At 33.6% G+C, this 12348-nt stretch carries 11 protein-coding genes and 1 pseudogene; 4 read left to right on the forward strand and 8 right to left on the reverse strand.

Features of this window, described 5'->3' with window-relative positions:
* The 7 genes and pseudogenes from WC622_RS15340 to rpsO all read right to left on the reverse strand — a co-directional run.
* Nucleotides 1-107 (reverse strand): annotated as a pseudogene (locus WC622_RS15340) (3-phosphoglycerate dehydrogenase); the annotation flags it as partial.
* The gene (serC, locus tag WC622_RS15345) at nucleotides 100-1179 is read right to left on the reverse strand and encodes a 3-phosphoserine/phosphohydroxythreonine transaminase (RefSeq protein WP_372820578.1); all 1080 of its coding nucleotides are present in this window, start codon (nucleotides 1177-1179) and stop codon (nucleotides 100-102) included. The gene serC and the pseudogene WC622_RS15340, both read right to left, overlap by 8 nt.
* Before the next feature lie 126 nt (nucleotides 1180-1305).
* Nucleotides 1306-3747: a carboxypeptidase-like regulatory domain-containing protein gene (locus tag WC622_RS15350; protein WP_372820579.1), complete on the reverse strand. Its 2442-nt coding sequence runs from the start codon at nucleotides 3745-3747 to the stop codon at nucleotides 1306-1308.
* Between the two features lie 9 nt (nucleotides 3748-3756).
* Nucleotides 3757-4428, reverse strand: coding sequence for a ribulose-phosphate 3-epimerase (gene rpe / locus WC622_RS15355; RefSeq protein ID WP_372820581.1), 672 nt, complete (start codon nucleotides 4426-4428; stop codon nucleotides 3757-3759).
* A gap of 148 nt (nucleotides 4429-4576) precedes the next feature.
* The gene (locus tag WC622_RS15360) at nucleotides 4577-4699 is read right to left on the reverse strand and encodes a hypothetical protein (protein WP_372820582.1); all 123 of its coding nucleotides are present in this window, start codon (nucleotides 4697-4699) and stop codon (nucleotides 4577-4579) included.
* A gap of 122 nt (nucleotides 4700-4821) precedes the next feature.
* Nucleotides 4822-6957, reverse strand: coding sequence for a polyribonucleotide nucleotidyltransferase (gene pnp, locus WC622_RS15365; RefSeq protein WP_372820583.1), 2136 nt, complete (start codon nucleotides 6955-6957; stop codon nucleotides 4822-4824).
* Nucleotides 6958-7067: 110 nt separating this feature from the next.
* A complete protein-coding gene (gene rpsO, locus WC622_RS15370; RefSeq protein WP_372820584.1) occupies nucleotides 7068-7352 on the reverse strand; it encodes a 30S ribosomal protein S15 in 285 nt (94 codons plus the stop codon).
* A gap of 542 nt (nucleotides 7353-7894) precedes the next feature.
* Between rpsO and WC622_RS15375 the strand changes: the two genes are divergently transcribed.
* Both WC622_RS15375 and WC622_RS15380 read left to right on the forward strand, forming a co-directional pair.
* The gene (locus WC622_RS15375; protein ID WP_372820585.1) at nucleotides 7895-8314 is read left to right on the forward strand and encodes an acyl-CoA thioesterase; all 420 of its coding nucleotides are present in this window, start codon (nucleotides 7895-7897) and stop codon (nucleotides 8312-8314) included.
* Nucleotides 8315-8516: 202 nt separating this feature from the next.
* Nucleotides 8517-9941, forward strand: a complete 1425-nt coding sequence (locus tag WC622_RS15380; protein ID WP_372820586.1) for an MATE family efflux transporter — start codon at nucleotides 8517-8519, stop codon at nucleotides 9939-9941.
* A gap of 44 nt (nucleotides 9942-9985) precedes the next feature.
* Here the strand turns inward: WC622_RS15380 and WC622_RS15385 are convergent, their stop codons facing one another.
* Nucleotides 9986-10969: a D-alanine--D-alanine ligase gene (locus tag WC622_RS15385; RefSeq protein ID WP_372820587.1), complete on the reverse strand. Its 984-nt coding sequence runs from the start codon at nucleotides 10967-10969 to the stop codon at nucleotides 9986-9988.
* Between the two features lie 123 nt (nucleotides 10970-11092).
* On the opposite strand from WC622_RS15385, the gene WC622_RS15390 reads away from it, so the two are divergent.
* Both WC622_RS15390 and WC622_RS15395 read left to right on the forward strand, forming a co-directional pair.
* The gene (locus WC622_RS15390) at nucleotides 11093-11869 is read left to right on the forward strand and encodes a PASTA domain-containing protein (RefSeq protein WP_372820588.1); all 777 of its coding nucleotides are present in this window, start codon (nucleotides 11093-11095) and stop codon (nucleotides 11867-11869) included.
* Nucleotides 11870-11880: 11 nt separating this feature from the next.
* The coding region (locus WC622_RS15395) for an endolytic transglycosylase MltG (RefSeq protein ID WP_372820589.1) at nucleotides 11881-12348 on the forward strand (468 nt) is incomplete at its 3' end.

Below are 12348 nucleotides of genomic sequence, written 5' to 3' on the forward strand. Positions count from 1 at the left end.
GCTAATTTATCTTGAGGAATTGTTTGAGTATCAACTTGAAAACCAGCTTCTTCTAGTAATTTTTTCCCAATTGGGTCTATGCCATCATTGGCGAGGATCTTAATCATAATTTAACTTGTTTTGTTTTTCTTCAAAAGTTTGCATTAAATCTATTAAAGCATGAACGCTTGTAATTGGAAGTGCATTGTACATTGATGCTCTAAAACCACCAACACTTCTATGTCCTTTTAATCCTTCGAAACCGTTATCGTCTGCAAATTTTGCAAATGATTTTTCTAATTCAGGATTTTCCATTACAAAACATACATTCATTCTCGAGCGATCTTCTACTGCACAAGTTCCTTTAAATAATGGATTTCTATCAATTTCTTTGTATAGTGCATCAGCTTTTGCTTTATTCTCTTGTTCAATTTCCGCTACACCACCTTTAGATTTTAACCAATTTAAATTCAACATGGCTACATAAATTGAAAATACTGGTGGAGTATTGTACATCGAACCGCCTTCTATATGCACTTTATAATCTAACATTGAAGGAATTCCTCTACCAGTTTTTCCTAATATTTCGTCTTTAACAATTACAATGGTTAATCCGGCAGGGCCAATATTTTTTTGGGCTCCAGCATAAATTAAATCATATTTAGAAACATCAATTACGCGACTCATAATATCCGATGACATATCGCATACTACAGGAACTTTAGTTACCGGTAAAGTGAACATTTCTGTTCCGTAAATGGTATTATTTGAGGTGCAGTGAAAATATGCACTATCTTCTGGAATGGAGTAATCTTTAGGAATAAAGGTATAATTAGATTCTTTTGAAGAAGCTACAATATTAGCGTTTCCAAAAAATTTAACTTCTTTAATCGCTTTATTTGCCCATACTCCTGTTTCTAAATAAGCAGCAGTTTTTCCTTCTGGCAACAAATTCATTGGAACCATTGCAAATTGTAAACTTGCCCCTCCTTGTAAAAATAAAACGGAGTATCCTGATGGTACATTTAAAAGTTCCTTTACCAATTTTGTTGCTTCTTCCACTACGCCTTCAAACTCGGGAGTACGATGCGAAATTTCTAAAATTGATAAACCTTCTTTGAAATCTAAAACTGCTCGAGAAGCTTGTTTAAATACTTCTTGAGGTAAAATACAGGGTCCTGCACCAAAATTATGTCTCATTTTTTATTGTTATAAATTTGTTTTCGATGGTAATAAAGCTATCACGATTTAGTCGTTAATTTTAAAGTTAAATCATGATGTTTTATTTAAATTTTAATGAGCGTAAATCTAGTAAATCAGTCGCAATTATTGATGATTTTTGAACTTTAAAATCAATTTAAAATTGAATTGTCTACCTGTTAGGTAGTTTGGAACAGCATACTGTACATTGTCTACATCTTTTAACCACAAATAAGATACTGTATTATTAATATTGAGCAAATTAAACACCTCAAAATAAGCAATAAACGAACTAAAATATTTATCTAATAATTTAGGTTTTCGCAAGGCAACATCATCCAAAAAATCTTTGGAGAACCCAATATCAACTCGCTTATACGCAGGTATTTGGAAATCATCCGTGTAATGATCACTTTGTGGAGAGCCAATTGGTAATCTAGATCCGTACAACATATTTAAATGTACTTTGTAAGTTGGGCTTTTTAATAACCTATCTTGAAAGAAGACGGAAAAATTTATGCGCTGATCAGTTGGTCTTTTTAAGTAACCAGGATATACCACCATTGATGAACCTGATTTATCTTTCTTTACATATGAATCGCCAATGATATCTTGATCCGCTTTCATAAAAGAAAGTCTGAAGTAAGAAACTAAATCTTTCACAAACTCACCTCCAACACTAAAATCAGCACCATATGTGCGCCCTTTAGCCGTTTCTGACGAAAGATATTTAATTCTAACATTATCAATTACATATGGTATTAATCTATCAGAATATTTAAAATACGCTTCAGAACTAAATTTTAATCGTGTACCCAAACCATCAAAAGCATAATCAAAACCCGCTGAAGTATTATACGAGCGTTGTGCTTTTTGTTTTAAATTTAAAATTCCATCGTATGCTCTTATACTACGATAAGTTGGTGCTTGCTGATATACTCCAGCGGTAAAACGAATAATTTTATTATCGCTAGCTGGACGATAAGCTAATAATAAACGTGGGCTTATTAATAGTTGATTGGATAAATTATTATAACTTCCTCTAACTCCTAATTGTAAATCTGTGTTTTTTGTTAAGCTGTAACTATCTTGTATAAAAGCAGTTAAATTATCAATATCCACTTTATTAGCTGTTTTAATAGATTGTTCTAAGAAAAAATTCTTTGTATCGTAGGGTAAAATATAACCTGCCGAATCTGTAAGATGATATTCATTTAATTCATCTTTAAATTTATTTAATTCTAATCGTACACCCCAAGAAAAAACATGGTTATCAAAGTTCTGATCCGTTTTAATTTCTGAACTGAATGTTTGTGATTTTAAGCTATTACGAGCATAATTTAAATAGGTTCCAATACCTCTATTTACCCGAACAGAAGTAAAACCAGCAGAACCAAAACCTGTCTCCAATTCATCAAAAATGTATCTCCCTTCAATGTCAAACCGTTCTCTTTCTTTAGTGTTAAAATAGCTATTAATCCATTTTATCACCAAATTTGGCCGTGGACTAAAAGTTGCTGTTACAGCGCTCCCTATTGTACGATAACTATCTATTTCCTGTCCGTTGTAAGCTATATTTAATCTCAGTTGCGTATCAAGCGTACCAAATTGAGTTTCTCTATCTTCGGGTATTAACTTAAATTGTCCAATATTATAATTACCGAGGGCACTTATACTAAATTTATCTGAAAAATTGTATTGATAAAGTAACTGTGCATCTCCAAAATTTGGGCTATAACTTCCTTTGTTATCTTGCTTATTTAACACACTACTATTGTTTTTATAGCGCAAACCGATTAATAAGAAGCTTTTATCTGCTACATATTTAGAGCTTAAGGATGTTCCTAAAAAACCTGTAGTTATAACATGTTGATTACTATCAGGCTTATCGTATTTCACATCTAAAACCGAAGATAATTTATCGCCATAGCGAGCTTCGAAACCACCAGCAGAAAACTTAGCTCTTGTTACTAAATCACTATTGATAAAACTCAAGCCTTCTTGTTGGCCATTTCTAACCAATATTGGCCGACTGATCTCCACATCATTGATATAAACTAGGTTTTCATCAAAATTACCCCCTCTAACACTGTATTGCGAGCTCAACTCGTTATTGGTGGATACACCTGGTAAAGTTTTTAAAACAGCTTCAAAATTCCCAGAAACTGAAGGTAATGAAGCAAGATCAGCAATATTAATGGTGCTTGTGTTACTTAATTGATTTTGCCTATTGGTTACCGTTACCTGCTCTAATTCATTTATATTAGCAATTAAAGTGATATCTCTCACAATTCGGCCTGCAGCTTTTTCATTTATTTTAATTACTACCGGTTTGTAACCGAGTAGATTATATTTAATAGTGAAAGAAGTTGTTTTAGAATAAATAGTATAGCTTCCATCTGGAGCAGTCAACGTAGATTCTTGCTGACCAAGAATTGCGACTGTAACTTGTTGTAAAGGATCAAATTTTAAATCTTGCACTACACCTGTAACTCTTACCAAAGGTTGAGCATTTACCAACGTAAATCCTAATAGTAATGCTAGAATTAACAGATAAACTTTTCGCATTCAAGAAAATTAGATTTGATTTGAAGTGATATCGATGTTTTTCATATTAGCAATCATATCAGTTGGGTTTTCAGCTGCGAAGATAGCATTACCTGCTACAAAAGCATTTGCACCAGCTTTAATTAAGCTTTCGATATTTGAAACACTAACGCCACCATCAACTTCAATTAGTAGATTATGATTAATTTCATTAGCCATTTTCCTTAATTCTACAATCTTATTTAAAGATTGTGGTATAAATTGTTGTCCACCAAAACCTGGATTTACTGACATGATCAAAACCATATCTAAATCAACCAAGATGTCTTTTAACAAGCTAACAGAAGTATGGGGATTAAGTGCTACGCTTGCCTTACAGCCAGCAGCTTTAATCATTTGTACTACTCGATGTAAATGTGTGCAAGCTTCGTAATGTACGGTTATAATATCAGCACCTTCATTTGCAAATTCTTGAATATACTTTTCAGGATTCACAATCATCAAATGCACATCCAATGGTTTTTTAGCGTGCTTTTTAACGGCTTTCAATACAGGAAAGCCAAAAGAAATATTGGGCACAAACACACCGTCCATTACATCAATGTGAAACCAATCTGCTTCGCTAGCATTAATCATTTCGGTATCGCGTTGCAGATTAGCAAAATCAGCAGAAAGTATGGAAGGAGCTATAATTTGTTTCATTTTTTTAGTTTATCGTCATTGCGAGGCACGAAGCAATCTTAAAGCGAATGTTTTAGAAGACTGCTCAGACCCTCGCAATGATGTGTATATTATTAATCCATTTTCTTATGGACAACTTTAGCAGATTTCAGCATGATATTCATTTTCATTAATCTTGCCATCGTATGAAATCGTTCTGTATAAGAGCTAGATAAAGCTTTATGCATAAATCTTCTTCGGCTTTTTTGTAGTCAGCTAAAGGCTCTTCTACTATCTTTTCTTTTCTTTTCATATCAATACATGCAAGTTACAAAAGAAGTCTGAAACTTTAGGCAACAAAAAACCCTTCCAGTAAAACTGAAAGGGCTTAATTTTTAAATAGATCCTTCGCTATTGCTCTGGATGGCAATTGAATTAAGCTTGTGGAGCTGCAGGTTTTTCAGGTCTTGGCAACAAAACTTTACGAGAAAGTTTCATTTTACCTTGTTTATCTACATCTAACAATTTAACTTCTATTTTATCACCTTCTTTTAAAACGCCATCCATGGTTTCTAAACGCTCCCATGAAATTTCTGAGATGTGTAACAAACCATCTTTACCTGGCATAATTTCTACGAATGCACCAAATGGCATGATAGATTTTACTTTACCTTGGTAAGTAGCACCAATTTCTGGTTTAGCAGCAATTGCATTGATACGTGCAACGGCAGCATCAATTGCAGCCTTGTTATCAGCAAAAATTTCAACGATCCCTTTGTTACCAACCTCTTCAATAGAGATAGATGCACCAGTTTCACGTTGCATTTCTTGAATGATTTTACCGCCTGGGCCTATTACTGCACCAATAAATTCTTTATCGATACTTAAAGAAACGATACGTGGAGCATGTGGTTTTAAATCTTCGTTAGGTGCAGCAATGGTTTTTGCCATTTCACCTAAAATATGTAAACGACCTTCTTTAGCCTGTAATAAAGCCTTAGTCAATACATCATAAGATAAACCATTGATTTTTAAATCCATCTGACAAGCAACAATACCGTTTTTAGTACCTGTTACTTTAAAGTCCATATCTCCTAAGTGATCTTCATCACCCAAAATATCTGAAAGGATAGCATATTTACCGGTTTTCTCATCAGTAATTAAACCCATAGCAATACCAGAAACTGGAGATTTGATTTTAATACCAGCATCCATTAATGCTAAAGTACCAGCACAAACAGTTGCCATTGATGATGAACCATTAGATTCTAAAATATCAGAAACAATACGAATAGTGTAAGGGTTCTCTGCTCCTTCTGGTAATACTTTTTTCAACGAACGTTGAGCTAAAGCACCATGACCAATTTCTCTACGTCCAGCACCTCTATTAGGTCTAACCTCTCCAGTTGAGAAACCAGGGAAATTATAGTGTAATAAGAATTTGTTGTAACCATTAAAGAAAGCACCATCAATCATCTGCTCATCATCTTTGCTACCTAAAGTAACTGATGTAAGAGATTGGGTTTCACCACGAGTAAATACTGCCGAACCGTGAGCAGCAGGTAAATAACCTACTTCACTCCAAATTGGGCGAATTTCAGTTGTTTTACGACCATCTAAACGAATTCCTTCATCTAACAATAAATTTCTAATTGCATCATACTGTACATCATGGTAATAATGCTTAGCCATTGCTTTAGTTAAATCTGCAGTATCTTCAGGCATAGCCTCAAAAAATTCGTTGATGATAGCGGTAAATCCTACTTTACGCTCATCTTTATTGGAACCAGATTTTGCAATTGCATAAACTTTATCATAAGTATCAGCGAAAACCTTAGCTCTTAAATCAGCATCATGATCTTCGTGGTTATATTCACGTTTTACAGTTTTGCCAGTCGCTTCAGTTAATTCAACTTGAACAGCACATTGAACTTTAATTGCAGCATGTGCAAATTTTAAAGCTTCAACCATCTCATCTTCTTGAATTTCATCACACTCACCTTCAACCATACCTATATCGTTAGCCGAACCAGCAACCATAAATTCTAAAGTTGCACGCTCTAATTCGCTAGCCAATGGATTGATGATCAATTTTCCATCGATTTTAGCTACACGTACTTCAGATATTGGACCATTAAAAGGAATATCAGAAACTGATAAAGCTGCAGATGCTGCTAAACCAGCTAAACAATCTGGCATGATATCTTTATCAGCCGAGATTAATGAAATCATTACTTGTGTATCAGAGTGATAATCTGAAGGGAACATAGGGCGTAAAGCTCTATCAACCAAACGAGAAATTAACACTTCATAGTCAGATAATCTTGCCTCACGACGTAAAAATCCACCTGGGATACGGCCAGTAGCCGCATATTTTTCTTGATAATCTACCGATAATGGTAAAAAATCTGTACCTGGTTTGGCACCTACGGTTGATACAACTGTTGCTAACAACATAGTATTACCCATTTTAACTACAACAGCACCATCAGCTTGTTTAGCTAATTTACCTGTCTCAATTTCTACAATTCTTCCATCGCCTAAATCAAACGATTTTTTTATTACATTCATTTACAAATTGTTGTGGTCTATTTTTCCTCTTTTTAATAGACCTTGTTTATATATTTATTATTGAGTATTAAACTAAAAAAGCCACTCTAAAAGAATGGCTTTTATTAACATTACACCGATTTGATGATATCTCTTAGCTGTAAAGCTTTGATGATAGCACGATAACGATTAATATCTTTTTTAAATAAGTACGCCAAAATACCGCGACGTTTACCTACTAATTTTTGAAGTGACAACTGGGTAGAGAAATCTTTACGATTTTTCTTTAAGTGTTCTGTTAAGTGCGCAATACGGTATGTAAATAACGCTACTTGACCTTCAGCAGAACCAGTGTTGGTTGCTACTTCGCCGTGTTTTTGAAAAATTTCGGCTTTGTTTTCTTTACTTAAATACATTCTTGAATGATACTAAAGTGTTTATAAATTAATTAATTGTGGCGCAAAGATAAGCTAAGTTTAGTATAAAAACAAGAATAAGAAATGTGTAATTGAATATTTAACATTAAGTAATTAAGGGATTTAAGCTTTCTGTTGCAAGAAAATGGAAAGGATTGTCATGTGACCTTCCGAAATAATTATCAAAATTGTCAAGCCATAAGTTAACAAAAAGAGAATTAGTTTTTGTCGTAAGGTTTGTTCGTATTATGGTCTTAGTAAAACCATAATAAATCCGCGTATAGTCCGCGTTATTTTAGGAAAGATGCGGACTAGAGGCGGACTAGAGGCGGACTAGAGGCGGACTTACTACGAAGAAGAATCGAACCTAATCTTAATTTATTTAAATTATTATATAATGGATTTTATTAAAACGAGGAACTGGGTAAAACAAGTATTACATAGTAAATTTACTGCGTTTTCTAGTGAAAATGTATTATTTTAAAGGTCTATGTAGCAAACCAAGACCAAATAAATCACAAAAATGCTTTACTTTTACAACTATGACTCAAAATCAATTCAGCATCTTCGAAACCGAGTTAAATGTTCGTCCAGACGATATAGATATGTTTAACCATGTACATAACAGTAAATATTTAGATTATGTATTAGCTGCCCGTTATGAGCAAATGGAGAAGTTTTATGGCATGAGCTGGGAAAAATTTTCAGAACAAGGTTTTGGATGGGTTGTAGCTAAGGTAATTATCAACTTTAAACGCCCGTTAAAAATGGGCGATAAAATGATTGTACGAACTGGCATTTTAGAAATGAACGAAAAAGGCAGTAATGTTCAGTTCGAAATTATAAACAAAACAACTGGCAAAGTATCTTCTGATGGAATTTTTGAATACGTAATGATTGATCTACAAACCCAACGTTCTTGCAAAGTAACCGAAGAAATGATTAAGGCATATAGTATTTAGCTAATAGTATCTTAATCAGTACATAAGAATAAATTAATATTTGCTGTTTCATTTATTTTTATATTTTTGCTTATCAAAATCAAACGGACCATGATAGTTTCGAGGGAAAAATTTGGCTGTTAAAAGCTAAATCCACATTCTTTTATCAAATAATTAATGCTTAACACTAAGCATTTCATGGTTATCCTATTTATTTTATTATATGTCACAATCTTTAAAGACTCACAATAGTTTTTCTAATTTTTTTACTGTTTTATGGCAAGCAATTATTGGCAAGGAAACAGATTATACAACAATCAGTATTCGTAAGGCAATTTTTCTTTTAGCAATCCCCATGATGCTAGAAATGATGATGGAATCTGTTTTTGCCTTAGTAGACCTTTATTTTGTAGGTCACTTACCCAATAGTAGCAATGCGATACAAACAGTTGGTTTGACAGAATCTGTTTTAACCATTATTTATTCACTAGCCATTGGCATGAGCATGGCAGCTACCGCTGTAGTTGCTCGTAGAATTGGAGAGAAAAATCCAGAAGCAGCAGCAAAAGCAGGTATGCAAACCATCGTTATTTCTGTTTTCATCAATGTAATCATCAGCGTTGCTGGATTAATTTATGCAAAGGAACTTTTATTATTAATGGGTGCTACAGAAACTACTGCTCTTCAAGGCACTACTTTTGTCCAAATAATGATGGGTAGTAGTATGATAATCATGCTTTTATTCTTAATTAATGGGATTTTTAGAGGAGCTGGTAATGCATCTATTGCAATGCAGAGTTTAATTATCGCTAATGTTGCCAATTGTATTTTATGTCCTTTATTTATTAGAGGCTTTGGACCGATTCCTGCTTTTGGTTTAACGGGTGCGGCAATGGCAACTGCATTGGGTAGAGGGATTGGAGTTGGCTATCAAATATTTCATTTAGTAAGAGGAAATAGTGCACTAAAAATCAAACTTTCTTATTTCAGACCGCATTGGGAGCAAATCAAAGCGATTGTTAAAATAGCAGCGCCTGCAATTTTGCAATTTGTGATTGCTTCTTGCAGTTGGATATTCTTAGCAGAATTGGTAGCTACAACTGGCGGAGATCATGGGTCTGCTGGCTACCAGACTGCTTTACGTTTAATGATGTTTTTTATGCTTCCTGCTTGGGGCTTGAGTAATGCTGCTGCAACTTTAGTTGGACAAAACATGGGGGCTGGACACATGGATAGAGCTCAACAATCTGTATTTGTAACGATGAAATACGCTGTGATATTTATGGCATGTGTTACTGTGTTGTTTTTGACTTGCGGTAAATATTTTGCGGCTTTTTTTACTACCGATGACCAAGTTAAGGTTGTTGCTGTAGAAGCACTACGAATTTTAAGCTATGGTTTTATACTATACGGAATTGGGATGGTATTAGTGAGTGCCTTCAACGGTGCTGGAGATACCTGGACGCCAACGAAAATTAATGTTATTGCATTTTGGTTGTTCCAAATTCCATTTGCTTTCTATCTGGCTAAATATTTAAATATGGGACCAACTGGGGTTTTTATTGCTATACCAGTAGCGGAAGTTGGAATTACAATCGCTGCATTTATTTTGTTTAAACGAGGTAAATGGCAGAAAACTTTGGTTTAAAAATTATAATCCTATGCGGTTTACACTGCATAGGATTATTTAATTTATATCGTTTCTTCAATAATTTGCGTATAGAAATCTTTTAACTCTATTCCCATGGCTGCAACTTGCTGTGGAATAAAACTTGTTGCCGTTTGCCCAGGAATGGTATTAATTTCTATAAAGTAAAAATTACCAGTCTCATTCTGCAAAAAATAGTCTATTCGTACTACTCCATTGCAATTTAATTTTTGATAAACAGCTGTTACTACTTCTTCAACTCTGTTTTTTTCTTCATCGGTCATACGACCAGGTGTAATTTCTTCAGTTGCTCCAGGTGTATATTTCGCTTCAAAATCAAAAAATTCATTTGCAGGAATAACTTCTGTAGCTGGTAAAACAATAATTTCACCTTTGGTTTTAAAAACACCAACCGAAAACTCTCTGCCTTCTACAAATTCTTCAATTAAAATCTGATCATCCTCATTAAACGCTTTATCCAATGCGACTTGCAAGTCATCAGCATGTTTAACTTTACTCATGCCAATGCTACTACCCCCACTATTTGGTTTAACAAAATATGGCAGTTTTAAGTTATTTTTAATATCATCAATATTGAAGTCGATGTTTTTAAATATTTGGATTGATTTAGCAACATTTAAGTTTTCAATTCCATTTACTATTGCTTTTGTATAACCTTTATTCATAGTAATTGCAGAAGTTATGGCGCTACAAGTTGTGTAAGGAATGCCGATCATATCAAAATAACCTTGCAATTTTCCGTCTTCACCAGGCGAGCCGTGTATTGCGATAAAAACACCATCGAATTTTATTTTTCTTCCATTTAAGGTTAATGAAAAATCATTTTTATCGATATCAATTTTTACTGAATCGGCTGGTTCATAAAACCATCCCGATTCTGTTAGCATTATTTTATACACATCGTATTTACTCGCGTCTATATTTTGAGCAATTGTTGCAGCGCTTTTTACAGACACCACCCATTCGCCTGTTGTACCACCTGTTAATAATGCAATTGTTTTCTTCATCGGATAATCTTTACTATTTATGTCCAAAAATATAAATTAGTTGATGCAGATTTGATTTTAATTGAGATAAAATATTTTTTTAAACTAAATTTGGACTATTATACATCTATCACTGAGAAATAAATGAGCAACTTTATTGCATATCTTAAAACAAAATCTTTCAGAAATAATCTAATAGCAGCAATATGTACGGTTGTAGCCATATTATCCATTGCTTTTTTTAGTTTACGATTTTACACTAAACACGGCGAAGGCTTGAATGTACCTGAAGTGAAAGGACTTACACTCGCACAAGCTGTTAGCAAATTAGAAGAATTAGGCTTACGTTATGAGATAGATTCGGTTTATATTATGGACAAGCCTCCTGGAATTGTTACCGATCAAGATCCGGATGCTAATACCTTTGTAAAAGGAAATAGAACAATTTACTTAACAATAAATACCTCACAAGCGCCAAATGTGAAATTTCCAGATATCGAATCTAAATCTTTAAGGGAAGCACAAGCTATTTTAGAAAGTTATCGATTAAAATTGGGCGACACTACCTATAAACCAGATGTTGCTAGAGATGTGGTTTTAGAAGCATATTTTGGCGGCCAATTGATTAAAAGCGGAGAAGTTTTACCCACTGGATCTAGAATTAACTTAACATTAGGAGATGGTCGTGGAAATGAAGATGTTGAATTACCAAATTTAGTTGGGCTTACAAAAGACGAAGCTAGATTCTCCTTGAAAGGTTCAATGTTAACTTTAGGAACTGTTACTTATGAAGGTGCAATTACCGACTCTGCAAACGCGATAGTAATTTTGCAATATCCTTTAGTGGCAGACACCTTAATAAAAGTTAAAATTGGCACTTCAATAAACATCACCTTATCTAACAAACCAAAAAATCAGTAGTCAATCATAAAATGAATAACGAGAAAAAACCATTGAAAAATAATATTAAAATTATAGTAGTTGTAGTAGTAATAATAGCAGCAATTGCTGGATTTTTTGGACTTAAATTTTATTCACTCTATTTCTCTCCTAATATTCGAACTAACAAAAGCTACATCTATGTAAAGACTGGTGCAGATTACAATGGGTTTTTACACGATTTATTAGAAAGTGGAGTTATAAAAAATGAAGAATCTTTTAAAGAAGCAGCTGATAAAATGAACTTGGCAAAAAATATAAAACCAGGTCGATATGCTGTAAAAGAAGGAATGAATAACCGCACGTTGATTAATAAATTAAAAGCTGGTAATCAGGATGCCGTAAAATTGAAATTTCAAAACATCAGAAAGAAAGAAAATTTTGCTGCATATCTAGCTAAAAATATGGAGGCCGATTCTTTAGCTTTTATCAAAGTGTTGGATTCCGCTGCTTTAGTAGAA

The organism is Pedobacter sp. (assembly GCF_041662865.1).
Taxonomy (GTDB): Bacteria; Bacteroidota; Bacteroidia; order Sphingobacteriales; family Sphingobacteriaceae; genus Pedobacter.

Coding starts and splice junctions, on each gene's coding strand:
- serC (WP_372820578.1), bottom strand. CDS start 1,179: ATGAGACATAATTTTGGTGCAGGACCCTGTATTTTACCTCAAGAAGTA.
- WC622_RS15350 (WP_372820579.1), bottom strand. CDS start 3,747: ATGCGAAAAGTTTATCTGTTAATTCTAGCATTACTATTAGGATTTACG.
- rpe (WP_372820581.1), bottom strand. CDS start 4,428: ATGAAACAAATTATAGCTCCTTCCATACTTTCTGCTGATTTTGCTAAT.
- WC622_RS15360 (WP_372820582.1), bottom strand. CDS start 4,699: ATGAAAAGAAAAGAAAAGATAGTAGAAGAGCCTTTAGCTGACTACAAA.
- pnp (WP_372820583.1), bottom strand. CDS start 6,957: ATGAATGTAATAAAAAAATCGTTTGATTTAGGCGATGGAAGAATTGTA.
- rpsO (WP_372820584.1), bottom strand. CDS start 7,352: ATGTATTTAAGTAAAGAAAACAAAGCCGAAATTTTTCAAAAACACGGC.
- WC622_RS15375 (WP_372820585.1), top strand. CDS start 7,895: ATGACTCAAAATCAATTCAGCATCTTCGAAACCGAGTTAAATGTTCGT.
- WC622_RS15380 (WP_372820586.1), top strand. CDS start 8,517: ATGTCACAATCTTTAAAGACTCACAATAGTTTTTCTAATTTTTTTACT.
- WC622_RS15385 (WP_372820587.1), bottom strand. CDS start 10,969: ATGAAGAAAACAATTGCATTATTAACAGGTGGTACAACAGGCGAATGG.
- WC622_RS15390 (WP_372820588.1), top strand. CDS start 11,093: ATGAGCAACTTTATTGCATATCTTAAAACAAAATCTTTCAGAAATAAT.